This window comes from Bacillus sp. UMB0728, from assembly GCF_002858875.1.
In the GTDB taxonomy this organism is placed as follows: domain Bacteria; phylum Bacillota; class Bacilli; order Bacillales; family Cytobacillaceae; genus Bacillus_AB; species Bacillus_AB infantis.
The window spans coordinates 665021-687345 of record NZ_PKLA01000001.1 but is presented as its reverse complement, the minus strand read 5'-3'; the positions used below and the strand labels follow the sequence as shown (position 1 = coordinate 687345).

26 protein-coding genes and 1 riboswitch are annotated in these 22325 nt (G+C 48.3%); of the genes, 18 read left to right on the top strand and 8 right to left on the bottom strand.

Annotation, left to right across the window (positions count from 1 at the left end; genetic code table 11):
* Positions 1 to 104 precede the first annotated feature (104 nt).
* Entirely contained in the window at positions 105 to 1085 is a 981-nt protein-coding gene (locus tag CYJ37_RS03425; RefSeq protein WP_101547848.1) for a stage II sporulation protein M, read from the bottom strand.
* A gap of 96 nt (positions 1086 to 1181) precedes the next feature.
* On the opposite strand from CYJ37_RS03425, the gene CYJ37_RS03420 reads away from it, so the two are divergent.
* The 11 genes from CYJ37_RS03420 (at position 1182) to CYJ37_RS03370 (ending at position 10158) form a co-directional block, all read left to right on the top strand.
* Complete coding sequence (locus CYJ37_RS03420) at positions 1182 to 1994, top strand: RDD family protein (RefSeq protein ID WP_257964159.1); 813 nt, start codon at positions 1182 to 1184, stop codon at positions 1992 to 1994.
* Positions 1995 to 2114: 120 nt separating this feature from the next.
* Positions 2115 to 2218: riboswitch (SAM riboswitch) on the top strand.
* 119 nt (positions 2219 to 2337) lie between these two features.
* Positions 2338 to 2469, top strand: a complete 132-nt coding sequence (locus CYJ37_RS03415; RefSeq protein ID WP_009793599.1) for a YezD family protein — start codon at positions 2338 to 2340, stop codon at positions 2467 to 2469.
* Positions 2470 to 2576: 107 nt separating this feature from the next.
* Positions 2577 to 3287: a phosphoadenylyl-sulfate reductase gene (locus CYJ37_RS03410; RefSeq protein ID WP_101547846.1), complete on the top strand. Its 711-nt coding sequence runs from the start codon at positions 2577 to 2579 to the stop codon at positions 3285 to 3287.
* 15 nt (positions 3288 to 3302) lie between these two features.
* Positions 3303 to 4382, top strand: a complete 1080-nt coding sequence (locus CYJ37_RS03405; RefSeq protein ID WP_101547845.1) for an inorganic phosphate transporter — start codon at positions 3303 to 3305, stop codon at positions 4380 to 4382.
* A 5-nt stretch (positions 4383 to 4387) separates the two neighbouring features.
* Positions 4388 to 5533 carry a sulfate adenylyltransferase gene (sat, locus tag CYJ37_RS03400; RefSeq protein WP_101548415.1) on the top strand — a complete coding sequence of 382 codons (1146 nt, stop codon included), beginning with the start codon at positions 4388 to 4390 and terminating at the stop codon, positions 5531 to 5533.
* A gap of 13 nt (positions 5534 to 5546) precedes the next feature.
* A complete protein-coding gene (gene cysC / locus CYJ37_RS03395; protein WP_101547844.1) occupies positions 5547 to 6149 on the top strand; it encodes an adenylyl-sulfate kinase in 603 nt (200 codons plus the stop codon).
* 12 nt (positions 6150 to 6161) lie between these two features.
* Positions 6162 to 7793 (top strand): nitrite/sulfite reductase, encoded by a 1632-nt coding sequence (locus CYJ37_RS03390; RefSeq protein WP_101547843.1) that lies wholly within the window; start codon positions 6162 to 6164, stop codon positions 7791 to 7793.
* A complete protein-coding gene (locus CYJ37_RS03385; protein WP_101547842.1) occupies positions 7777 to 7995 on the top strand; it encodes a DUF3906 family protein in 219 nt (72 codons plus the stop codon). Before CYJ37_RS03390 ends, CYJ37_RS03385 begins: the two co-directional genes overlap by 17 nt.
* Before the next feature lie 2 nt (positions 7996 to 7997).
* Entirely contained in the window at positions 7998 to 8777 is a 780-nt protein-coding gene (cobA, locus tag CYJ37_RS03380) for a uroporphyrinogen-III C-methyltransferase (RefSeq protein ID WP_101547841.1), read from the top strand.
* Positions 8778 to 8789: 12 nt separating this feature from the next.
* Positions 8790 to 9539: a sirohydrochlorin chelatase gene (locus CYJ37_RS03375; RefSeq protein ID WP_101547840.1), complete on the top strand. Its 750-nt coding sequence runs from the start codon at positions 8790 to 8792 to the stop codon at positions 9537 to 9539.
* Complete coding sequence (locus CYJ37_RS03370) at positions 9520 to 10158, top strand: precorrin-2 dehydrogenase/sirohydrochlorin ferrochelatase family protein (protein WP_101547839.1); 639 nt, start codon at positions 9520 to 9522, stop codon at positions 10156 to 10158. Before CYJ37_RS03375 ends, CYJ37_RS03370 begins: the two co-directional genes overlap by 20 nt.
* Positions 10159 to 10611: 453 nt before the next feature.
* Here CYJ37_RS03370 and hmpA read toward each other — a convergent pair whose 3' ends face one another.
* Complete coding sequence (gene hmpA / locus CYJ37_RS03360; RefSeq protein ID WP_101547837.1) at positions 10612 to 11826, bottom strand: NO-inducible flavohemoprotein; 1215 nt, start codon at positions 11824 to 11826, stop codon at positions 10612 to 10614.
* 171 nt (positions 11827 to 11997) lie between these two features.
* On the opposite strand from hmpA, the gene CYJ37_RS03355 reads away from it, so the two are divergent.
* Positions 11998 to 12474 carry an RrF2 family transcriptional regulator gene (locus tag CYJ37_RS03355; RefSeq protein ID WP_101547836.1) on the top strand — a complete coding sequence of 159 codons (477 nt, stop codon included), beginning with the start codon at positions 11998 to 12000 and terminating at the stop codon, positions 12472 to 12474.
* A gap of 13 nt (positions 12475 to 12487) precedes the next feature.
* Here the strand turns inward: CYJ37_RS03355 and CYJ37_RS03350 are convergent, their stop codons facing one another.
* From CYJ37_RS03350 to CYJ37_RS03340, 3 genes are read right to left on the bottom strand one after another with little or no spacing between them, the layout of a single operon-like run.
* Positions 12488 to 13057: a hypothetical protein gene (locus CYJ37_RS03350; protein ID WP_101547835.1), complete on the bottom strand. Its 570-nt coding sequence runs from the start codon at positions 13055 to 13057 to the stop codon at positions 12488 to 12490.
* Positions 13058 to 13096: 39 nt separating this feature from the next.
* Positions 13097 to 13648, bottom strand: a complete 552-nt coding sequence (locus tag CYJ37_RS03345; protein ID WP_257964158.1) for a hypothetical protein — start codon at positions 13646 to 13648, stop codon at positions 13097 to 13099.
* A gap of 14 nt (positions 13649 to 13662) precedes the next feature.
* Complete coding sequence (locus CYJ37_RS03340; protein WP_101547834.1) at positions 13663 to 15099, bottom strand: PQQ-dependent sugar dehydrogenase; 1437 nt, start codon at positions 15097 to 15099, stop codon at positions 13663 to 13665.
* Positions 15100 to 15256: 157 nt separating this feature from the next.
* On the opposite strand from CYJ37_RS03340, the gene CYJ37_RS03335 reads away from it, so the two are divergent.
* Positions 15257 to 16039, top strand: coding sequence for a YqcI/YcgG family protein (locus CYJ37_RS03335; protein WP_101547833.1), 783 nt, complete (start codon positions 15257 to 15259; stop codon positions 16037 to 16039).
* 21 nt (positions 16040 to 16060) lie between these two features.
* On the opposite strand, the gene CYJ37_RS03330 is transcribed toward CYJ37_RS03335, so the two are convergent.
* Complete coding sequence (locus CYJ37_RS03330) at positions 16061 to 17032, bottom strand: DMT family transporter (protein WP_101547832.1); 972 nt, start codon at positions 17030 to 17032, stop codon at positions 16061 to 16063.
* Positions 17033 to 17228: 196 nt separating this feature from the next.
* Between CYJ37_RS03330 and CYJ37_RS03325 the strand changes: the two genes are divergently transcribed.
* Positions 17229 to 17870 carry a DUF6944 family repetitive protein gene (locus CYJ37_RS03325; protein ID WP_257964157.1) on the top strand — a complete coding sequence of 214 codons (642 nt, stop codon included), beginning with the start codon at positions 17229 to 17231 and terminating at the stop codon, positions 17868 to 17870.
* Positions 17871 to 17921: 51 nt separating this feature from the next.
* Here the strand turns inward: CYJ37_RS03325 and trhA are convergent, their stop codons facing one another.
* Positions 17922 to 18569: a PAQR family membrane homeostasis protein TrhA gene (trhA, locus tag CYJ37_RS03320; RefSeq protein WP_101547831.1), complete on the bottom strand. Its 648-nt coding sequence runs from the start codon at positions 18567 to 18569 to the stop codon at positions 17922 to 17924.
* Positions 18570 to 18713: 144 nt separating this feature from the next.
* On the opposite strand from trhA, the gene CYJ37_RS03315 reads away from it, so the two are divergent.
* From CYJ37_RS03315 to CYJ37_RS03300, 4 genes are read left to right on the top strand one after another with little or no spacing between them, the layout of a single operon-like run.
* Positions 18714 to 19304, top strand: coding sequence for a DUF1836 domain-containing protein (locus CYJ37_RS03315; RefSeq protein ID WP_180827231.1), 591 nt, complete (start codon positions 18714 to 18716; stop codon positions 19302 to 19304).
* 46 nt (positions 19305 to 19350) lie between these two features.
* Positions 19351 to 20319, top strand: coding sequence for a bile acid:sodium symporter family protein (locus CYJ37_RS03310; protein WP_101547830.1), 969 nt, complete (start codon positions 19351 to 19353; stop codon positions 20317 to 20319).
* A 20-nt stretch (positions 20320 to 20339) separates the two neighbouring features.
* Entirely contained in the window at positions 20340 to 20534 is a 195-nt protein-coding gene (locus tag CYJ37_RS03305; RefSeq protein ID WP_101547829.1) for a hypothetical protein, read from the top strand.
* A 17-nt stretch (positions 20535 to 20551) separates the two neighbouring features.
* Entirely contained in the window at positions 20552 to 21295 is a 744-nt protein-coding gene (locus tag CYJ37_RS03300) for a DUF2161 domain-containing phosphodiesterase (RefSeq protein WP_101547828.1), read from the top strand.
* 836 nt (positions 21296 to 22131) lie between these two features.
* Here the strand turns inward: CYJ37_RS03300 and CYJ37_RS27015 are convergent.
* Entirely contained in the window at positions 22132 to 22281 is a 150-nt protein-coding gene (locus tag CYJ37_RS27015; RefSeq protein WP_022543907.1) for a hypothetical protein, read from the bottom strand.
* Between the last annotated feature and the right edge of the window lie 44 nt (positions 22282 to 22325).

Genomic DNA, 22325 nt, shown 5'->3' with positions numbered 1-22325 from the left:
CAGCCTTTTACATAAGAAGTCTTCAGTCCATCCCGCAGGCAATCAGCCAGCTGTCGGACCACGAAGCCGTTAGGGAGAAAGCCGAAGCATCCTCCTGCAAGGTTTCATTGAGCTTGCAGGGGATGTCCAATGCGTTTTCGTTTTTGATCCAGGAGCCAGCCGGACCATGCATAAAACAGCAGTCCGAGGACCGTCAGGAAGGCAGCAGCATACTTCATTTCGAGCGGAAGAGGAGAAGGGGTGATAAACCCTTCGATCAATCCGGCGATGATGAAGAGCGGAATAGTTCCCAACAGCAGCTGCACCGACCTTCTCGCCTGGGTTTTCAGCTGGTAACCGCGGGAGTATCTGCCGGGGACAAGAAGCTTGTAGCCCATCAGCAGGCCGGCGCCACCCGCTATGAATATTGCGGTAAGCTCTATCATTCCATGAGGGACAATATAGGCCCAGAATTCATAAGATTTGCCGTGCGACCAGAACAGGCCGGCAATGGCGCCTACAATGATGCCATTATAAATCATAAGATAGACGGTCAAAATGCCGAAGGTGATGCCGCCGGCGAATGCCAGGATCGCGACACGGATATTATTGGTCATGATGCTTGCTGACATGACGGCAGAATCGACCGCCCCTTCATTCTCGCCGAGCCTCTGGGGATCTATCGCCCCTGACATCTCAGCCGGGAGAATGGAATGGATCGAAAGCGGATCATGGATGACAGCAAAGAAGCTGCCCAGGCCGCCCAATGCGAAAAGAAGCATGCTGGCTGCGACAAATTTCCATTGCTCGAACAGCAGCCGCACAAACTTGACCTGTAAAAAATCTTTCAGCTGAGCCATGCTGGAGGATTGGCTTTTATATAAAAGATTATGCGCCTTTGCGACAAGATCATTTAAATAAAAAGTCACTTCTTCGTCTGGAAAGAAAGTCCGGGAGAATGAAAGATTTTGTGCCGCTTTCTGATACAGCCTGTCAAACCGGGCCAGATCAGTTCCTGCCGCTTTCCTTCTTTGCATCCTGGCGAGCAGCTCCTCCAGCTCCTGCCAGTTTTCCCGATGCTGCTTGATGAACTGTTTACTATTCAAACTAATCACCTGCCTGTAACCATAAAAGTTGTATCTCCATTATAAGTCATAGGGAGAGAGAGATACAGGCAAAACTTCCAGGAAATGGGGTGCGTCATGCAAACAGAAACAATCCTTGTCAAAACACCTGAATATGTATCGCTTCAGTTCCAGCCTGCCGGACTTGGCAGCAGGGCTGGAGCCATCATCATCGATCAGCTGATTCTCATGGTCTTCAATCTGGCCAGCATTCTGTTATTTATTTTTTATGCTTCCAGTGCTGCTGCGTTCTTTCTAGATGATACTTTCCTTTCATGGCCATTCGCCATTATGCTTATCTGCCTTTTTCTGGTCAACTGGAGCTATTTTTTTGTATTTGAATTTTTTTGGGCGGGAAGGACACCGGGGAAAAAGATCATGGGCATCCGGGTCATCCAGGATAACGGGCAGAGCATCACTTTGCTTTCAAGCTTTATCCGCAATCTCCTGCGAATCATCGACTCCCTGCCGGTGTACTATCTGCTTGGCATCCTGCTGGTGTTTTTTCATTCCAGGCATAAACGGGTCGGCGATCTGGCTGCAGGTACTGTGGTCGTGCATGAACGGAAAAAGAAGAAGCCGGGTAAAATGACTGAGATTGAAAAAGAAATCCGGGAAAGAGGCCTGAAAAAGGAAGATTTATATATGGACGAGTGGACTGTCAGGAAAATTGGCGCCGAGGAATGGAAGCTTTTAAAAACCTATAGTGAAAGACTGCTCCAGCTCCCTATAGGCAAAAGAGAAGAGCTCACAAAGAAACTTTCTTATACGCTTCTGCCAAAGCTCGATATCGATCCAGCAAGGAAATCATTCAGGCAGCTGGAAGACATCCTGCTGGTTCTTTATTTAATCGGCAAAGAAGAGTGGGAGTTTGAGAATCAGATAAAATGAGCAGATTTTCCTAATTGAAAAAATAATTAGAAAACTTTCCGCTAACTCGTTGACAAATCATATGGGTATGGTAGGATTAATTTCAACAAAATAAATCAGAGCAAACGCTCCTGATTATATCACTTATCTAGAGTGGCTGAGGGACTGGCCCATCGAAGCCCGGCAACCTGCTAAAAGCAAGGTGCCAATTCCAGCAAAATGTCCAGCATTTTGGGAGATAAGGTGCAAGTATGTGAAATGCGCCTTTTCCTGTTGGAAAAGGCGTTTTCTTTTTCCTCCTTGTGCCCATCCCAGCCATTCAAAAAGGAGGCGAGCCGATCTGAAGCATGCTGATTGGGAGGAAGTGGCAGCACATCTGCAAAGGATGCTGCAGTCTGTTAAGTTTGGAAGCATCACACTTGTGGTGCAGGATGGCAAGGTCATTCAAATCGAGAAGAATGAAAAGGTTCGCCTTCAATCTAATAAAGCGCGCTGACTAGACAAACTAGAGGCGGTCTTTCTCCCGAAGCGGGAGGAAGGCTGCCTTTTTTTCTTGTTAAAAAGCAGGCCAAAAGCAGAAGGCATCATGAAAGGAGCACTGAAATGAGCACCACCGTAACGTACACACACTGGGAACCGCCGTCATTCCCTGAAGATGATGGATTCAAAGGGGCAAAAAATGTGCTGGAATGGGCGTTCAGCCATTACAGCCCGCAGGAAATCAGTTATGCATCAAGCTTCGGGGCAGAGGCGATTGTGCTGATTGATCTGATCCAGGCAATAAAGCCTGATGCCCATATAATTTTCCTGGATACCGGGCTTCATTTTCAAGAAACTTATGCAGTCATCGAAAGGGTGCAGGAGCGTTTTCCTGAGCTGAATATTGAAAGGAAGCTGCCGGCCCTTACTTTGGATGATCAGCGGGTAGCCTATGGACCGGCACTGTGGAAAAAAGAGCCGGACCGCTGCTGCAGCATCCGGAAGATCATCCCGCTCCAGGAAGCCATGAAAGGCAAAATGGCCTGGATTTCCGGGCTGAGGAGGGAACAGTCTGCCTCCAGGGCAGGGGCGGAATTTTTAAACAAGGACAGCAAATTCCATAATGTGAAAATCTGTCCGCTAATCCACTGGACTTGGGAGGATGTGTGGGAGCATATCCGAAAAAAAGATCTCCCCTATAATAGCCTCCATGACAATGGGTATCCAAGCATTGGCTGCTTTCCCTGTACAAGGGCTGCAGGAGATGGCGGGGACAGCAGGGCAGGCAGGTGGGCCGGGACCGGCAAGACGGAATGCGGCCTGCATTCCGGGTGAAAGGGGGGCACGACCATGCTTGCAGCAATAGCAATGACTGTTGGACTATTCTTTGCCATGAATATAGGAGCAAGCGGGGCAGCAGCCTCGATGGGGATCGCCTACGGATCCGGGTCGATTAAAAACAGAAAAACTGCCCTGCTGCTTTGCGGGGCAGCCGTATTCCTTGGCGCCTGGCTCGGAGGGGGCGAGGTTGTCAAAACGATGGGAAGCGGGATTGTGCCGAAAAGCACTTTCACGGTGAGCATTGCCCTGATAGTCCTTGCTTCGGCAGCACTGTCGCTATTCCTGGCCAATATTTTCGGCATCCCGCTTTCGACGAGTGAGGTGACGGTCGGATCGGTTGTCGGAGCAGGGATTGCTTATCAATCCTTATTTGCTTCCAAGCTCTTGTGGATCATTTCCTTTTGGCTTCTAACGCCGCTGGCAGCCTTTATCATTGCTGTCATTGCCGCGAAGCTGCTCAGGATGTTCCGCTTGTCCAAACAAGCCAAAAAGCCGGGCACCATCCGCTTCCTTGGCATTCTGGTCGCTCTCATGGGATTGTTTGAAGCCTTTTCGGCCGGCATGAACAATGTTGCCAATGCGGTCGGCCCCCTTGTTGGCGCTGACATTCTCTCTTCAGGGCAAGGAATTTTATGGGGCGGCATATTCGTTGCTGCCGGGGCAATTTTTCTCGGGAGCAAAGTGCTGGAGACAAACGGAAAGAAAATAACTGATATCCAACTTGAGGAAGGATGCATTATCTCTGGTACGGGGGCAGGCATTGTCACTGCAGCATCCTTGTTCGGGATTCCCGTCCCTTTGACCCAGATCACGACAAGCTCCATCATCGGAATCGGCTTTGCCGGCCAGGGGCGCTCTGTTTTCCAGAAAGAAATCGTCGTCAGGCTGCTCGGTGTATGGCTTGTGTCGCCAGTCCTATCGATGGTCCTGAGCTATACCTTGATCCAGATCATGATCAAGCACGACTTTTATCCGATTGTTGCCATGGCTGGGGTCCTCATTTCTGTATTCGGTGTCCGTTTCCTGATGGGAAGGCAGACCGCGGCCCTGCCGGAAAATGAAACTTACAAATTAGCAAGGAAAGGCTGATGAAAATGTCACTACCTATGCCTCATGGAGGCAAACTCATTGAAGCATTTAATCCAAATTATCCCGTCCAGTACACGAATAAGGAGATAGAAATAGACTCAGTTGCATTAAGCGACCTGGAGCTGATTGCCTGCGGCCTTTTCAGCCCGCTGGCAGGTTTTCTGGGAAAAGAAGACTATGAATCTGTTGTTGGAAGGATGCGCCTTGCAGACGGGACAGTATGGCCGATACCGGTCACACTGCCAGTCACTCCAGATAAAGCAGAAGAGCTTCAAAGAGGCGATACCTGCAGGCTGAATCATAAAGGAGAAACCTATGGGATTCTTGAACTTTCAGAGCTTTATCAGCCTGATCTTGAAAAAGAGGCACTATCTGTCTACCGGACAACTGACCGGGCGCACCCTGGGGTTAAAAAGCTTTTTGAACGAGGCGGCACCTATGCTGCAGGAAAAATTACATTGATTAAAAATCCTGATAAAGGAGAGTTCGCAGATGTCTGGCTGACACCAAAAGAAACACGGTCATTATTTGCCGAAAAAGGCTGGAAAACGGTTGTGGGCTTCCAGACGCGCAACCCGGTGCACCGGGCCCATGAATATATCCAGAAAGCTGCCCTGGAAACAGTCGACGGCCTTTTCCTCAACCCTCTCGTCGGATATACGAAGGAGGATGATATACCGGCAGATGTCCGTCTGAAAAGCTATCGGGTGCTGCTGGAGCATTATTATCCTGAATCCCGTGTCCAGCTGGCAGTCTATCCAGCAGCCATGAGGTATGCGGGGCCGAGGGAGGCTATATTTCACAGCATCGCCAGAAAGAACTTCGGCTGCACCCATTTTATTGTCGGGCGCGATCATGCCGGAGTGGGAAATTATTACGGAACCTATGATGCCCAGCATATATTCAGCGAATTTACCGAAGAGGAGCTGGGAATCAAGCCGTTATTTTTTGAACATAGCTTCTATTGCAATGTGTGCGAAGGCATGGCTTCCGACAAGACCTGCCCGCATACAGCAGATGACAGGGTGGTTCTTTCAGGCACAAAGGTCAGGGAAATGCTCCGTGCAGGAGAGATCCCGCCTTCCTCTTTCAGTAGGAAAGAAGTGATAGAGGTACTGATTGAAGGCCTTCGGGAAAAAGAAACGGTTTAAGGGGGACGCTAACATGGCACAATCACTGAATCTGACCTGGCATGAAGCTGCAGTCACAAAGGAAGAACGGAGAGCGCAGAACGGCCATGCCAGCTGTGTACTCTGGTTTACCGGCCTGTCCGGATCAGGAAAATCAACGATCGCAAATATCGTCAGCCACCGGCTTTTCAAGGAAGGCATCGCTGAATATGTCCTGGATGGCGATAATATCCGCCATGGACTCAATCGCGACCTCGGATTCTCAGAGCAGGATAGAAATGAAAATATCCGCCGCATCGGTGAGGTGGCAAAGCTGTTTACAGACAGCGGCCAGATTGTCTGTACAGCATTCATTTCACCTTATCGGAAGGACAGGGAGCTGGTGCGGAGCCTTTTTCCTGAAAAAGGGGAATTCATTGAAGTCTTCATTGACTGCCCTTTGGAAGAATGTGAAAAGCGGGATCCCAAGCGGCTGTACCAAAAAGCACGGCGCGGAGAAATCAAGGGATTTACAGGAATCGACGCTCCTTACGAAGAACCGGAAGAACCGGAGATTATCATTCGGACTGACCAGCTTTCTCCAGAAGAGGCGGCTGAAAAGATATTAATCTATTTAAAAGAGCAGGGTATCATTTAAGGAGGGGCTAGAATGGCATATGTAAAGCATTGGGCTGATAATGAAAAGCTGAACAAAACGGAAAAAGCAAAGCTGGAAAAAGACGGACTCGAAATTCTTAATGATATTCCCTATTATGCAGAAAACGGCTTTGAATCCATTCCAAAGGATCAATGGGACCTGTTCAAATGGGCAGGTCTGTATCTGCAGCGCCCGAAGGAGGATGGCTATTTCATGATGAGGGTGAACGTCCCCTCCGGCATCCTGACGAAGCCGCAGGTTGATGCACTGGCAGGAATTGCCCGGGACTACGGGCGCGGCGTCTTTGATATTACAACAAGGCAGGCAATCCAATTCCACTGGCTTGAAATCGGGCAGATCCCTGATATTTTCAACAGGCTGGAGGCTGTCGGCCTTTCGAGTGCAGGGGCATGCGGTGACATCACAAGAACAATTGTCGGCAACCCTATTGCCGGGCTTGATCCGCATGAACTGTTTGATACCACTGAAATTGTCAAAGCTGTATATACCTATTTTCAGAAGAATGAAGATTTCTCCAATCTGCCGAGAAAATATAAAATGTCAATTTCAGCTAATCTGCATAATGCTTCTAATGCGGAAATCAACTGTGTATCCTTTACCCCGGCGGTCAAGGTGATTGATGGCGAGCAGAGAAAAGGGTTCCACCTCAAGGTTGGCGGCGGACTTTCTTCACGACCGTATCTGGCAGAAACACTGGATGTATTTATCGAGCCTGAGCGCACACTGGAAACAGCAATTGCCGTAACAACGATTTTCAGGGACTACGGCTACCGGGAAAAAAGGCATCTTGCCAGACTAAAATTCCTTATGGCAGACTGGGGTCCAGAGAAATTCAAGGAAAAGCTGCTGGAGTTCACAGGCCCTCTTCCTGAAAAAGGAACAGAGCCTGCAGCAGGCTGGAATGCCGGCTATTTTTACGGTGTCCATGACCAGAAACAGCCCGGCCTGAAGTTCCTTGGATTCAATGTGCCGGTGGGGCGCCTGTCGTCTGATGAAGTGTTCGAGCTTTCACGCATTTCTGCCCAATATGGGAACGGAGAAATAAGGACGTGCAATTCGCAGAATCTGATCATTCCCAATATAGCTGAGGAAAACGTTGAAGCACTGCTACAAGAGCCGATTTTCAGCCGCATCACCATCAATCCCAATTCTTTTATCGGGCACGCGGTTTCCTGCACCGGGATTGAATATTGCAATCTGGCACTTGTTGAAACAAAAGAAAGGATGCGCGTGATAGCTGAAGAGCTGGATAACCGGATCGCCCTCGATGTGCCGGTCAGGATCCATATGGTAGGCTGTCCGAACTCCTGCGGTCAAAGGCAGATTGCCGATATTGGCCTGCAGGGGATGAAGGTGCGGAATGAAAAAAAAGAAATGGTGGAAGCTTACGAGATTTATGTAGGAGGAACCCTGAATGCCGGCGGCAAATTCAATGAAAAGCTGAAGGGAAAAGTAGAAGCGGAAAAGCTGGCAGATGTACTCGAGGAATTGCTGCAATTTTTCAAAAAAGAGAAGGCAGCCGGGGAATCCTTCTTCGATTTCGTCGGCAGGGCCGGTCTGGAGCTTTTCCAGCAGCAGCTGGACATCATATTGGGAAAAGAAGCCCATGGCCTATCTTTATAGATTCAGTGTGCAGCTGGAGGAGAAGGAGATTGCCGCTGTCATCCTCGCTGAAAATGACGAGGCGGCTTTCCGTCAATTGGATGTTGAGCTTGAGAAATTTTATCTGAAAGAACCCGGTGTACAGGAAGTGGCCTTAAGAGAGAAGAAACGCGCTGCAAAAAATGCAGGATATATATTTGATGAAGATGAGAAAGGGTGGTAGTGATGCCAGGAAAAGTATATTTGGTCGGGGCAGGTCCGGGGGAAGCCGAGCTGATTACCGTTAAGGGTCTTCGCTGCATCCAGGGAGCGGATGTCATCCTTTATGACCGGCTGGTGAATCCGAAGCTGCTTGAGCACGCGAAAGAAGGCGCCCAGCTGATTTACTGCGGCAAGCTCCCCCATTATCATACAATGAAACAGGAAACAATCAGCCGGTTCCTTGTGAAATTTGCCAAAAAGGGACTGAATGTTGTCAGATTGAAAGGCGGAGATCCCTTCGTGTTCGGCCGTGGAGGGGAAGAGGCGGAGGAATGTGCCAATAATGACATCCCCTTTGAAATAGTTCCCGGGATAACGGCTGGCATCGGGGCCGCCGCCTACGCAGGGATCCCTGTCACGCACCGCACCCTCAGCAAAAGCTTCGCCTTTGTGACAGGCCATCAGGCTGGAGACATGGAAGCAGAGCATCAATGGGCCCATCTCGCCAGGGCAGTAGACACCATCTGTGTGTACATGGGAGTATCACATCTTTCTAATATCGTTGCCAAGCTCCTCGAAAACGGCAAGGAAAAGGATACGCCCATTGCCCTCGTGCACTGGGGCACCCTTTCTGGCCAGCAGACTGTAGCTGGGACACTTGAGACAATTGTGCCGCTTGTTGAACGGTCCGGCATCAGCAACCCAAGCATGATTGTTATCGGGGAAGTCGTCAAGCTGCACAAAAAGCTTCATTGGTTTGAAGAAGAAATTGTACACCAGCTCCCGGTCATACAGGGAATATAAAGGAGGAGGAACATGGAAGCGATTCTTTATATAGGGCATGGCACCCGCTCGAAAAAGGGGGCACAGGAGGCAAGGGACTTTTTGAATAGGATTATCAGCAAATCTTCTTCACGGATCCAGGAAATCAGCTTTTTGGAGCTTGCAGAACCGTCGATTGGCGAAGCTTACGAAAAATGTATTCGCCGGGGGGCCTCCTCCATCAGGGTGGTTCCGATCTTTCTTTTATCAGCGGGGCATATAAAAGAAGATATCCCGGATATTCTGAAAGAGTTAAAAAATAATTTTCCTGACATACCTGTTGAAGTGGCCGATCCCTTTGGTGTCCAGCAGACGATTATTGATGCAGTATGTGATTTGATATTTCAGGAAGCAATGGTGCTTTCCAAAGAGGATTCTGTTTTGCTTGTTGGGAGGGGGAGCAGTGATCCTTCTATCATTGAAGCGTTTGAAGAGATTAGAAGTGGCGTCGCTGATAAAACTGGTGCCATGGTGAAGGTTTGTTTTCTGGCTGCGGCTTCTCCAACTTTAGATGAAGGGCTTGAGGGTGTTTGTGCCGATAGCCGGGGAAGAATCATAGCAGTTCCTTATTTATTATTCGGCGGGCTCCTTCTTAGTGAAATTGAGAACGCGGTAAGGAAAAGGAAAAAGCAGGGTATGCAGATCATACATACCGGCTCATTGAGCAGGCATTCTGCAATAGAAAAAATCGTCATTGCTCGTGCAGCAGGGAAGGAGGAACGAGATGCAGCCCCTGTTCATTGATCTAAGAGGGAAAAAAGTAGTTATCGCGGGCGGAGGGAGGATTGCGGCCAGGAAGGCGCGTGTACTTGAAGAGGAGGGGGCTGACATCACTTTCATTGCCCCCTCATTTTCGGAGGAAGCATTATTGATGGCTGATAGGAAAGGATATGCTCTCATTGAACGTAAGGCTAAGGCTGAAGATTTCGCTGATGCCTTCCTTGCAATACTGGCCGCAAATGACCGGTGTGCCAATGATGAGCTGTATAAGGGTCTCCCGGTCAATCAGCTGGTTTGCGTGGTTGACGAATTTGAAACCGGCAATGCTGTTTTCCCTGCAAGAGTACGCCGGGGCGGGCTCCAGATTGCTGTAACCTCTGGCGGCACCAGCCCCAAGCTGACCCGGAAGCTGAAAAAAGATTTAGAGGGATTTTTTGACGAGTCTTGGGCAGCTTATACAGATTTCCTTGGAAGATGCCGGGTGGAAATCAAGAGGCTTGGTCTCGCCGCCGATGAAAAAGACAGGCTGCTCTGGAGCCTGCTGGAGGATGAATACCGATTGAGCAGGAGTGCTCAGGAGGAAAAGATGGCGGAAATCAGGATGATGGCGGAGAGAGTGGGGGAAGATGGCAAGGCGGTTTGATGATATTGTACCTGGCAAGGTCCGCTTAGAATCGTTTGAGGCATACGGGTTAGTCCGAGGGACTTATCGGAACCGCCGCATGAGCTCTGGTATTGTTGAAATGGTAGATTAATGGGCCAATTGATTAAATTATCGGGCGAATTGATTAAAATAATCCCGCAAATGAATGAAATAATCCGAACTTTGATAAAGAAAACAGAAATTGACCGCTGCTCATAAGGTCCAGCCATACCAGACAGCCAGCAATCACGGCTGTAAACTCAATAAAATTCCTATAATGTTTTAACTGCTGATAATAACAGCCGGAATTCCCCTGAAAATCACCAAAACAGCCGCACATTCTCATTTTCACCCGGAGATCACCCAAGCCACACCACACCTGTTTTCAAACACTACAAAAAAGAAGCTGACGAACCCGTAAAGGACCGCCAGCTTCTTTTTGTTCATAAATTCCTATTCTTCCAGATTCAAAGCCGGTCCGAAGAATTCAAAGTGAATCTGGGATTCTTCTACATTAAGTTCTTTTAATCCTTTGACAATGGCACGAAGGAACGGAACCGGCCCGCATACATAATAGTGTGCACCATCAATCAGGATTTCGCGGAGGAAGTCCGCATCTATATAGCCTTCTTTAGCAAAGCGGGCATCCTGGCGGTCAGTGTCCTGAGCTTTTTCGTATACATACAGAAGCGTGCTGTTTTCAAGTTTAGCTTCAACTGAGGACAGTTCCTCTTTGAACGGCTGGTGGCTGCTGCTTCTGGAGGCATGGATAAAATCTACCTTGCGTCGCGGGTTTCGCTCAGCAATAGAATTGATCATGCTCATGAAAGGAGTGATTCCGACACCGCCGCTAAGGAACACAACCGGTTCATCAGCATCAGCTGCAAGTACAAAGTCACCGGCTGGGGCCGTCACTTCTATAATGCTGCCTGTTTCAACAGCATCATGAAGATAATTGGAGACCTTGCCTTCAGGTGTATTTCTTTCTGCTTCCCGTTTGACAGAAATCCGGAAATAATCTTTGCCAGGTGCTGCTGAAAGACTGTACTGCCTGTTCATCAGATATTCTTCACCAGGAATGCCAATGCGTAAGGTGATATACTGTCCAGGCAAGAAGGCCGGTACAGTTGAACCGTCTGACGGCTTTAAGTAGAAGCTGGTAATAACATCGCTTTCTTTCACTTTATCAATGACTGTAAACTCCCTGAAATCAATCCACCCTGCAGGCTGGCTGGCTGCTTCTTCATACATTTCCTTCTCGATTCCGATAAAGGCGTCGGCAATTACGCCATAGGCATCTGCCCATGCTCCGATGATCTCATCAGTTGCCGCATCGCCTAGCACTTCTTTGATTGCTCCCAAAAGATGTTCTCCTACAATAGGATAATGTTCAGGCTTGACCCCAAGGCTTCTGTGCTTGTGGGCTATTTGCTTCACTGCAGGGATAATGACTTCAAGCTTATCGATATAAACCGCTGCTGCAAGAATGGTATTGGCAAGTGCAGTCTGCTGTCTGCCCCTTTGCTGATTGGCATGATTAAAGATATTCAATAATTCCGGATGACTTGAGAATAAGTTTCGGTAGAAGACGGTTGTTATTTCCGTTCCTTTTACTTCCAATACAGGAACGGTTGATACGATAGTGTCAATGGTCTTTTGAGATAGCATTGCTGAATCCCTTCTTTGCTTAAGTAGTATTTTAAATACATCTTTATTTTAGTAGCCAGATAACCAAAAAGCAATATTTCAAATACATCTTTTAAAGAGCAGAACAGCAAAGTTTAAGATTTGTTCACAATTGTGATAAGATGGGGAAAGAACAGAATGTGAGGGAAAATCATGAGGCTGACAACCTATTCGGATTATTCAATAAGAGTATTAATATATCTCGCTTCACATCAAAATGACAAGCTCGTCAACATAAAGGAAATCGCTGAAGCTTACGATATTTCAAAAAACCATTTAATGAAAATCATTTATAATCTTGGGAAAATGGGCTATATCCAAACTGTCCGGGGTCGCAACGGGGGTTTCAAGCTCGCAAAAAGCCCGGCCGATATAAATATCGGGGAAATAGTCCGGAAGACAGAGGAAGATTTTTATCTTGTTGAATGCTTTGACCATAACAATAATTGTGTGATTACACCTGTCTGTTCCTTGAAGCATATTTTAAATCACGCGCTTGAAAGTTTTTTAAAGGTGCTGGATCAGTATACACTTGAAGATATTGTTGAAAACAAAGCCATGCTGAAAGAATATTTTGCCCGCAAAACTGAAGAAGGACAAGATGAAGTCCATGTTCAAAGGCTGCCTTAAACGGCAGCCTTTTTCATGTCATCTCCGGTGATTTCTTCCGAACTGTCCGGTTGAGCGCCTTCATTGTGGCGAGGGATAGCCAGAGCCATATGCTGCTGTAGGCAAGGCCAAACAGGAATATAGTTCCGCCCGTCAGCAATGCGGAGTATCCTGAAAGGGAAGGGCCAAGTATCGGAAAACCAATCACATACAAAAGGAATAAGATGCCGGCTGTCAGGGATGCACCTCCAAATAAGATGGCAGCCAGAGGCCGTTTCAGCCTATTAAGGGCAATGCCGATGCTGATGCCAAGCAAGCCGGTGGTAAATGGGAATACGAAAAGTTCAGAAGGCTGGAGGACAGCAAGCATCATAATTGTGAGCAAATACGTAAGCAGGCCGATCCGCACTGATAGAAAGCAGGCTATAATGATGGGCCATGTGGTCAGGATGCTGAGCGCATAGCCTGCACCGCCAAAAAGCCCGGCTGATTGAAATATTGCCGCCAAGCCTCCCAGGATCGCACCCATCACCATTTTGACCGTATTAGAATGACGGGACATCTCCTCTGCCGCTGATAATCCCAAAAACCATTTTCTGATCATTTTTCCACCCCCTTATAGGCAATGCGCTCCTGTGCGGGTTTATACCTGTTCTTTATATAAAATTGAGATGGGAGCCATTTCCAGCATATATTCCTGCAGCAGCAGCTGGTGCATCGTTTTATCATGGACAATCAGGAAACAGGCGTCAGCAACTTCCCTGCTCCCGACTGAAAGGCCGAGCTGTTCGCCAACGGCAAAAGCGCCCATTGCCTGCTGGTTTAACAGGAGGAGGTGATGCAAGGATTGCCATGATCCTTTTGCACCAGCGAGGAAGTCCTGAAAAGACAGTAAAGCTTCCTCCACTTTGCCGATCACCGTGCCGAGAATCCGGTCTTTACGGTCATCGGCTGTGCGGCCTATAATGCTAAAAAGGTTTTCCGCACTTTCCCCATGATGCTGCTGCGACTTCTGTATTTTTTCAATAGCTTCCCTGATGTGGGGCTCCCGGATAGAGGGCACTGCTTTTGCCAGCATAACCTCAAGAGCGGTTTGGGCTGTGAGGATATGTTCAAACCATTTTTCCATTTCATTCTTCTGCATTTCAATATAATCTTCACCCAGCTCAATAAGAATGGCTTTATGTTCCCGCATATCGTTCCCTCCGTTCATTCCTTTGTAATTTTCCATAAAACTCCCGTATGGCCATATGCCTGGATGTATCCTTTTGTCACAGGGGAGTAGCCGAAATCAAGTACATACAAGCTTTTTCCGTCCGGGTGAAATTTGCAGTCAACCGGCCTTTCAATTCCGCCTGTGCCTGAATAGGAAGCAGCTCCCGGGGCCCGGTTGCGGAGGAATACCTCAGAAGTTCCTGTTTTAACATCAACCATCGCCACCCTGAATCCGTTATTCAGGTCTTTCTCGTGCGGGGTGTTGAGGGGAGCGTAGGTACCCCATTCTGTTACAAACAGCTTCCCGCGGTGACCGAAGAAATCGGAAGTGCAAAACTCCATTTTTGTCATAGCCGAATGAGGCTTCTCCAGGTAAACCGGAGGGCCGGCCCATTCAGGTGGATTCTCAATCAGCTGCTCAGCTGCTTTCCCATTTGCCGGCTTGCAGCGTTCATCCCATACAGGTACGCCATCTGCCCGGTAGTCTGGAAAACCGTACCAGTCCGGCGTTTTTACTGATCCATGCTTTGTTTTGGCATTGCGGATGTGCCAGATTCTATCAGGGTCTCCGGCGATCGACCGTTCGCCTTTTTCCTCCAGGCAGTTATCTGAGGCATATAATTCGCCATCTTCACTGAAAGCCAGTCCATATGGGTTTCTGAGTCCCCAGGCCAGCAATTCTGGTTCACTTCCATCCGGTTTGGATCTCCAGAGGCCCGTTGAGCACCATAATTCCCCTTTGACTTTTTCTCCTTTCTGCGCTGGTGTCCCGAATGGCTTAAAAGCGCCTGTCTCTGTTAAGTAAGGGAAGGGCATGAGAGGGTTTCGGGATGTGACATTATGGCCTGTCAAAGTAATATCCGCTCCAGGGACATCATGGGCTTCAGGATGTTTAGCAAGATCGACCGTAAAGCCTGCAGGGAGGCAGACGCCGTTTTGGGAAACGGATCCATTGGCAAAATACAATAATCCGTCATGCGGCCCAAAAACGGGTCCTCCAGGTTCATGCCAGCCGCCGCTCGGTATTTTTTCATGAAGGACGGTGCGCTCCTTCGTTTTTCTGTCATATGCCACAATGCGGGCGAGATAGCCGCCTTTGCAGGATATATACAGTTTGTCTTCCCTGCAGACGACTCCGCGTGGTCCGCCCAATGTCTCAATCGCAAAAATTTCGAGCTTTCCATCAGGATCCAGGCTTAAAATCCTTGGCGGGAGGGCAGGCCTTGTCGGCCAGGTGCTTCCGCCTTCTAATATGTAAAGGGTGCCATCCTCCGCAAATCCCATCCCGGTCGGAAAGGACAGGCCGGCAGCGGCCACTTCCACTTTGTATCCTTCAGGGACCCAGACATCATCGGGATTCACCAGTGGCCGTGCAGTTAAAGGGAGCTTCAAAACTTTTTCAGTAGAGTGGGTATAAGCGATATGTTCCATTATGATCTCCTTGATTTTAGTTAGTAAAAAACCTTATCAGTATAGTCCTACAGGGAAACGGGTATTCAATTTGCCGGCGTATGAGCCCGGTTTTTTGTTGTACAAACCCATTTACAGACCATCCTGAATATGATGAAAGAGCAAACAGGAGGCAGGGATGATCATGCTTTTAATCAGCGACATATCCGGCTTGAAAAAAACTGACTGCTGGGAAGAAGATGCACTAAGGGCATTCCAGTCAAAGCTGGGCAATAAAAAAGATCGATTCCCATGTATCCCGGCGACCCAGGGATATGCCCTTCAGCAGCTTCGCTATGGATTTGCCGGAGATCCGCGGAGTATTTCTTCAGCAGGCGAATTGGCAGAAATGATGAGGGAGTATACAGCAGTTTCAAGGAGCTTTGGCAGCTATACTTCGCTCATTGTCTTTTTTGAAACAAATGAACAGCTGGCGGAGCATGGAACGGTGGAGGAGTTTGAAGAACTTTTCTGGCAGCAGTTGAATCTTTTAGCCGAGAGGGACAGGGAAAAATGGCCTGCGCATATACCTGAGGACCCGCACGATCCGCTTTGGGAGTTCTGCAGCCATGGTGAACAGTATTTCATGTATTGCGCCACACCTGCGCACGTAAACAGGCAAAGCAGATACTTTCCTTATTTCATGCTGGCAATCACACCGCGCTGGGTGCTGGAAGAGTTCAATTCGGCCCCCGAGCGTGCTGCAAAGGTAAAAAGCAAAATACGCGACCGGCTGGCAGCTTACGACAGTATCGGGGCCCATCCCCATTTAAACAGTTATGGAAGCGAGAATAATTATGAGTGGCAGCAATATTTCCTGAGGGATGATGACAGTGCACTTAGCAAATGTCCTTTCCACCAAGTGCTTGCAGAGAATAAAAGCAAAGATTTTTTTGGCATGGAAAAAGGACGAGACAATTGAAATGTCTCGTCCTTTGTAATTTCAAGCCTGTTTATTAACAGGTGCAGCCGGAATTGCCATTGAGGGCTTAGCTTTGGATTGCGAGAACCGGCTGTGCAGCACCATTCCGATTACAATGACCAGCAGTCCTGCAGAAGAAAGGGTGTCAGGTGCCTGTGCCGAAAATACGAGAACTTCACCTGCCATCACAAACAGCACCTGTGTCGACTGTGTCGCTTCCACTGCGGCGAGCCTTGACTGGTCATGGCGCGCGCGGTCAGTTGCAATGAAAAACAAGGTTGTCGCTATGACACCGGATGAAATGGCGACAATGAAGGTCTGCAAGAGCTGGCTCGAGGAAGGAAGGCCGGCATTTGCGTAGCCTGCAGCTGCGATAATGAGCCAGAAAGGGAGGCTGGCGATTGTCATCCCCAGCACTCTTTGGAAGGTATCAAGCCTGCCTCCGCAAAGCTCCATCATTTTCCGGTTTCCGAGCGGATAAGCAAAGGCAGCCACCACTACAGGCAGGATTCCTGCAGCCATTTCAGCGGGAGACAAAGTGTCTGCTTTTTGGAGCTGGATAAGGATGACTCCTGCCAGAATGATAAGCGAAAAGCAAAGGGCCCTAAAGGGAATTTTATTTCTTTTTCCTTCAATGCCTCCAGAAGTAAACAAAGGGGCAAGAAGGGTGCCTGCCACTATCGTCAGCTGCCAGGAGCCGGCAACAAGCCAGCCGGGTCCATAGCTTGCCGCATATGTGATTGGGGCATAAAAAAGGACAAATCCAAAAAAGCTCCATAACAGCCACCAGAAAGGATGTTTTTTCATTTCTGCCAATAGCTGCTTCCCATTTCCACGCAAAGCTACAATGATAACAAGAAAAGGAACCATGAATATAAATCTTAAGGAAGAGCTCCAAAGCCAGCTTCCGCCTGCAAGCTCCATTGTTCTGTTGAGAATGAATGTGACCGCAAAAAACACGGAGGCAAGAATGCCGATCATTATTTCTTTCATAGCCAGCTCCTCTCCAGCCTAATTATTGCAATATACTGAATTTTAATCCTATTATACTCTCCTCCCCAAGATAAGGCTATAAGTAATAATAGCTGAACAGAAAGATGACCAGCTGAGCAGCTCATGAATATACTGAGGCAAGGGCGGACATCGGCCACTCCTGTTAAGACAGCAGCAGAACAGGCGGGAATCTTTCATGAAAAATCAGAAAAAGGAGATTGCCGGCGCCTGGACCCAGGCTGCCGGGACAATTATAGCCGCTATTGGGACATCAGAGTGGCTATTTTTGGATGATAGCGCAGCAGAGGCACTGATCATTGTCGGCAATGAATTGCAGGCAGCAGGAAGCGCTTTGGAGGCGGACGGACAAGACCAGCCTTCCTTGGAGAAAATAGGAAATGAACTGCAGGCGGCCGGCAATTTATCCGTAATTGCCGGACTAGTCTTAAATCCTGGAGAAGAAAACGAATTAAAGCTTATCATTACAGGAAATCTGATACAGGCACTGGGATCTATCACTGTGCTTGGTGATGAGCTGATTGATCCTACTGCAGAAGGCCGAACCTTTCAGATCATTGGCAGTTTCCTGCAGGCCACCGGCAATTCCCTTCAGGCATTCGGCACATTTCTTATCCTCGATGCCTTTCAAACATATCCGGATGCAGAAGAGAGCTATAAAGGCAAATCGCTCGATATTTCAGGGAGCTGGATTCAGGCTGCCGGTTCTGTTCTTTCAGCCCTGGGACAGACACAGGAGGAGCTGTCTGAAGTTTCATCAAAAGGCGAAAAGGGATTAAAAGGTTTCGCCTTACTAAATAAACATCATAAGTATGACTGAAAGCCTGCTGGTAATAAAAAAAAAGCTGACGGGTAATCCGTTCAGCCTCTTTTACAGCACATAAAGATAAACACTGAGGAAGTGGGCCATGCTGCCCATCATGATGAATACATGGAAGATTTCGTGGAAGCCCATATGTTTGAACTCCAGGAATTTGGGCTTGACTGCATAGATGATGCCGCCGACCGTGTAGAAGATTCCACCAAGCAATAGAAGGAACACGCCGTGGAAGGACATTGCATCTGAAAGCGGTGAGAAAGCCAATACAATGATCCAGCCCATCGCAATATACAGGACAGTTGAAAGCCATCTTGGGCAATTGAACCACACCATTTTGAAAATGACTCCGCAGACGGCTACAAGGGTGACAATGGAAAAAATGACCCAGCCTGTAGTGCCATTCAGGCTCACAAGGCAGAAGGGAGTATAAGATCCGGCAATCAGAACGAAAATCATTGAGTGGTCAAGCCTGCGCAGGAATGCGATTACCTTATCCTTTGCAATCACCATATGATACGTGGCTGAAGCAGAATACAGAAGGATCATGCTGACGCCAAAAGCAATTGATGATGCGATTGCGACGGCAGATGAAGTTACCATCGAGGCTTTGATGACCATTGCCAGCAGGCCGATGAACGACAGGATGGCGCCAGCAAGATGTGTGAGCCCGTTGATTGGCTCGCGGATATAAGAATTCAAGACAATTCCCCCTTACATAACGATACGTAGTATTGATAACTACTTATCATGATATAACGATTATCCCTTCCCGTCAACAAATAGTTCTCACTTATGGTAAAATAAAGGAAGCGCACTACAAAGAAAGCTAGAGGGTTAAACACTATGGATAAAAACAATATGACAGAACTGATCGAATCCCTTGGCTTTGAAAGGCAGCTTTTGCCTGAAGAGCTTCCAAGCATCGATTTGTATATGGATCAGGTGATCCAGCTTTTTGAGAACACATTTGGTTCAGCCACCCGCAATGAAGGGGAAAAGGTCCTCACCAAAACGATGATCAACAATTATGCCAAAGGAAAGCTGTTCACCCCGGTCAAAAATAAAAAATACTCCCGTGAACAGCTCATGATGATCAGCCTCATCTATCAGCTTAAAGGGTCCCTGTCCATCCAGGATATCAAACAGACCCTGGATGGGGCGAATAATAAGGCATTGAAAGGCAATCTCCGGATCGAGGAGTTTTACAGCAGCTATCTCCAGCTCGCAGAACAGAATCTTGCTGGCTTTAAAGAAGATGTCCCGCTCCGCGGCCGCCTGGCACGCGAACAGGCAGAAGAGCTGGAAGCAGGCAGCAGCGAGCTTGAACAGATCCTCCTGATCCTCTCGCTCGTCCATATGGGCAATATGTATAGAAGGACAGCTGAAAGGCTGATCGATGAACTAGGCGGAAATCCTCCAGCCCCAAAAGGGTAATACCCGTTCACCTTCTTTTTAAACCACAAAGGCCGGAGGAGAAATTATGCTGGATAAGCTAAACCGATTTTTACAGAAATTTATGCCGTTCATGACGCCGCTGGCCGTTCTTCTCGGCATCACATTTGCAGATCAGCTTCATAATCTCGTCTTTATCGTGCCATGGCTATTTGCTTTCATGACTTTTTCCGGAAGCCTCGGCTCAAGCTTCAGCGATCTGAAAAAGGTCATTTTGCATCCGCTTCCGATCATTATCTGCCTGGTGCTCCTTCATCTGGTGATGCCCGCTGCGGCATATGGCACTGGCAGGCTTTTTTTTCCGGAAGATGCTTATACGAGGACAGGGCTGATCCTTTCCTTTGTTATTCCAACCGGCATCACCAGCCTCGTCTGGGTGACGCTTTATAAAGGCAAGACCTTCTTGACTTTATGCATCATTCTTGTCGACACTATGATCGCCCCGTTTGCAGTGCCATTCATTCTGCATCTCTTTGCAGGGGCATCGGTAGAGATGAATGCAGCCGATATGATGGGAGGGCTGCTTTGGATGATTGTGCTGCCGTCCATTGCGGGAATGGCAGCCAATCAGCTGTCGAAAGGCGCAGCACCTAAAAAATTGAATCCGTACTTATCACCTTTTTCGAAAATTGGCATCGGTGTGGTGGTCGCCATCAATAGTTCAGCCATTGCCCCATATCTTAAGACACTTTCCAGCAAGCTATGGGGAATAGCAGCTGCTGTACTTATCCTGTCTATCACTGCTTACCTTCTAGGTTTTCTCGCAGGGAGGGTCATGAAAGAAGAAACAGCTGGCATCATTTCGCTCACCTACAACAGCGGGATGAGAAATATCAGTGCAGGTGCCGTGCTTGCCATCGCCTATTTTCCGGCCCCGGTCGCAGTCCCGGTCATCATGGGCATGCTGTTTCAGCAAATTCTGGCTGCTTCGGCCGGCACCCTCCTTAACCGCATGAATCACCAGCAGAGGGAGATGCCGGTTACCAAAGCCGTTTAGTATAAAGGAGGCAAATATTAATGATCAACCGCCTTTCGAAAACAGGCAAGACACTATATTTCCTGGGTATGGCCCTTTTTGCAGCTGGTTTTGCCGTCAATCCGCTTCTTGATATCGGGGATGTGCCAGCCGCTGTAAGCAATTTGTCCATACCTGTTATTATAGGAGGAATCCTCCTTATAGCGGCCTCGAACTTCTTTAAAAGAAACAATTAGACAGAAAGGCAGCAGCAATGAAAAACACAAATGTAAAAAGATATGAAGCAGATTTATACAGGCCAATACAAAAGCATTTTTCCGCGCTCGGCTATGAGGTTTATGGAGAGGTTCATGATTGTGATGTTGTGGCTGTGAAAGAAGAAGAGCTCATCATTGTTGAGCTGAAGCTTAATCTGACAGTCGAGCTGCTGGTACAGGCGGCCAAAAGGCAAAAGCTCTCCGACCAGGTCTATATTGCTATCCCAAAGCCAAAATACAGGCTTCGGTCGAAAAAGTGGAATGATATCAGCCATCTCATCCGGCGGCTTGAGCTTGGCCTTATCATAGTTTCTTTCCAGGCGGGTTCCGCCAGAATGGAAACCCTGATTGAACCTGGAGCATTCGACCGCAAAAAAAGCATCCGCCTCAACAAGAAAAGGAAAGATAGAATGCTGTCCGAAATCAGCGGGCGGAACGGAGACTATAATGTGGGCGGAGTCACCCAGACAAAGATCATGACCGCCTACAAAGAAAATTGCATCCACATCGCCTGCTGCCTGAAGCGCTTTGGCCCCTTGTCGCCAAAGAAGCTCCGCGATATGGGCACCGGTGATAAAACCCAATCAATCCTCCATAAAAACTACTACAGCTGGTTTGAAAGAATCAGCCGCGGAACCTATTCCCTGACAGAAAAAGGGAGGAAGGAGCTTGAAAGTCATCCTGATGTAGCAGGGTATTATTCCGGGGGACTGAGTTTTGTAAGTGAAGATAGCGATTAGTCATGGCCTTGATGGCTGTGGCTTTTTTGTTTGAACTGATAGTATTATTGGCTATGGCGGTTCTATGAGAAGGGAGGGGAAGTCAGGGCTGGTACATGACTCCCCATTCTAACGGGTTGTACTGTATTACATTGGGCTTCTGAGGTACATGAGCCGGCAGTGCAAGGGGAGTCCTGTATTCCGTCAGGCTCCTGGGATACATGACCCGGCCGTGCAAAGGGAAGTCATGTACTTCAACAGGCTCCTGGGATACATGACCCGGCCGTGCAAAGGGAAGTCCTGTACTTCAACAGGCTCCTGGGATACATGACCCGGCCTTGCAAAGGGGAGTCATGTACTTCAACAGGCTCCTGGGATACATGACCCGGCCGTGCAAAGGGAAGTCCTGTACTTCAACAGGCTCCTGGGATACATGGCCCGGCCGTGCAAAGGGAAGTCATGTACTTCAACAGGCTCCTGGGATACATGACCCGGCCGTGCAAAGGGAAGTCATGTACTTCAACAGGCTCCTGGGATACATGACCCGGCCGTGCAAAGGGAAGTCATGTACTTCAACAGGCTCCTGGGATACATGACCCGGCCGTGCAAAGGGAAGTCATGTACTTCAACAGGCTCCTGGGATACATGACCCGGCCGTGCAAAGGGGAGTCATGTACTTCAACAGGCTCCTGGGATACATGACCCGGCCGTGCAAAGGGAAGTCATGTACCCCAACAGGCTCCTGAGATGCACGATCCGACTGCCAAAAGGGGAGTCATGACTCTATTCAGCCTGATTCCAGACTTACCTCAAAATGTCACTCCTCCTCCAGCCACGTAAAAAAGAAAAACAAGCCTTTAATTCACCTTTTGTCCGTTCTGAACCCTCATAATTAATTCCTCAATCCTCAGATGATGATAAATCGTCATTCCAATAATGATCAGGCTGAAAAAGCTTGAGAGAATAGCGCCTGCACCAATCATTTTCCTATTTTTATTCTCGAACACAAACAACACCTCCCTGATTCCATTTATTTCACCGGATTTTCTGG

Bases quoted from the DNA above. Each gene is read 5' to 3' on its own strand.
- CYJ37_RS03375 (WP_101547840.1), top strand. From the start codon at position 8,790: ATGGAAGCGATTCTTTATATAGGGCATGGCACCCGCTCGAAAAAGGGG.
- CYJ37_RS03305 (WP_101547829.1), top strand. From the start codon at position 20,340: ATGATCAACCGCCTTTCGAAAACAGGCAAGACACTATATTTCCTGGGT.
- CYJ37_RS03335 (WP_101547833.1), top strand. From the start codon at position 15,257: ATGATCATGCTTTTAATCAGCGACATATCCGGCTTGAAAAAAACTGAC.
- CYJ37_RS03370 (WP_101547839.1), top strand. From the start codon at position 9,520: ATGCAGCCCCTGTTCATTGATCTAAGAGGGAAAAAAGTAGTTATCGCG.
- CYJ37_RS03345 (WP_257964158.1), bottom strand. From the start codon at position 13,648: ATGCGGGAACATAAAGCCATTCTTATTGAGCTGGGTGAAGATTATATT.
- CYJ37_RS03315 (WP_180827231.1), top strand. From the start codon at position 18,714: ATGGATAAAAACAATATGACAGAACTGATCGAATCCCTTGGCTTTGAA.
- hmpA (WP_101547837.1), bottom strand. From the start codon at position 11,826: ATGCTATCTCAAAAGACCATTGACACTATCGTATCAACCGTTCCTGTA.
- CYJ37_RS03300 (WP_101547828.1), top strand. From the start codon at position 20,552: ATGAAAAACACAAATGTAAAAAGATATGAAGCAGATTTATACAGGCCA.
- CYJ37_RS03410 (WP_101547846.1), top strand. From the start codon at position 2,577: ATGAGCACCACCGTAACGTACACACACTGGGAACCGCCGTCATTCCCT.
- CYJ37_RS03405 (WP_101547845.1), top strand. From the start codon at position 3,303: ATGCTTGCAGCAATAGCAATGACTGTTGGACTATTCTTTGCCATGAAT.
- CYJ37_RS03385 (WP_101547842.1), top strand. From the start codon at position 7,777: ATGGCCTATCTTTATAGATTCAGTGTGCAGCTGGAGGAGAAGGAGATT.
- CYJ37_RS03330 (WP_101547832.1), bottom strand. From the start codon at position 17,032: ATGAAAGAAATAATGATCGGCATTCTTGCCTCCGTGTTTTTTGCGGTC.
- CYJ37_RS03325 (WP_257964157.1), top strand. From the start codon at position 17,229: ATGAAAAATCAGAAAAAGGAGATTGCCGGCGCCTGGACCCAGGCTGCC.
- cobA (WP_101547841.1), top strand. From the start codon at position 7,998: ATGCCAGGAAAAGTATATTTGGTCGGGGCAGGTCCGGGGGAAGCCGAG.
- CYJ37_RS03355 (WP_101547836.1), top strand. From the start codon at position 11,998: ATGAGGCTGACAACCTATTCGGATTATTCAATAAGAGTATTAATATAT.
- CYJ37_RS03390 (WP_101547843.1), top strand. From the start codon at position 6,162: ATGGCATATGTAAAGCATTGGGCTGATAATGAAAAGCTGAACAAAACG.
- sat (WP_101548415.1), top strand. From the start codon at position 4,388: ATGTCACTACCTATGCCTCATGGAGGCAAACTCATTGAAGCATTTAAT.
- CYJ37_RS03340 (WP_101547834.1), bottom strand. From the start codon at position 15,099: ATGGAACATATCGCTTATACCCACTCTACTGAAAAAGTTTTGAAGCTC.
- CYJ37_RS03350 (WP_101547835.1), bottom strand. From the start codon at position 13,057: ATGATCAGAAAATGGTTTTTGGGATTATCAGCGGCAGAGGAGATGTCC.
- cysC (WP_101547844.1), top strand. From the start codon at position 5,547: ATGGCACAATCACTGAATCTGACCTGGCATGAAGCTGCAGTCACAAAG.
- CYJ37_RS03310 (WP_101547830.1), top strand. From the start codon at position 19,351: ATGCTGGATAAGCTAAACCGATTTTTACAGAAATTTATGCCGTTCATG.
- CYJ37_RS03420 (WP_257964159.1), top strand. From the start codon at position 1,182: ATGCAAACAGAAACAATCCTTGTCAAAACACCTGAATATGTATCGCTT.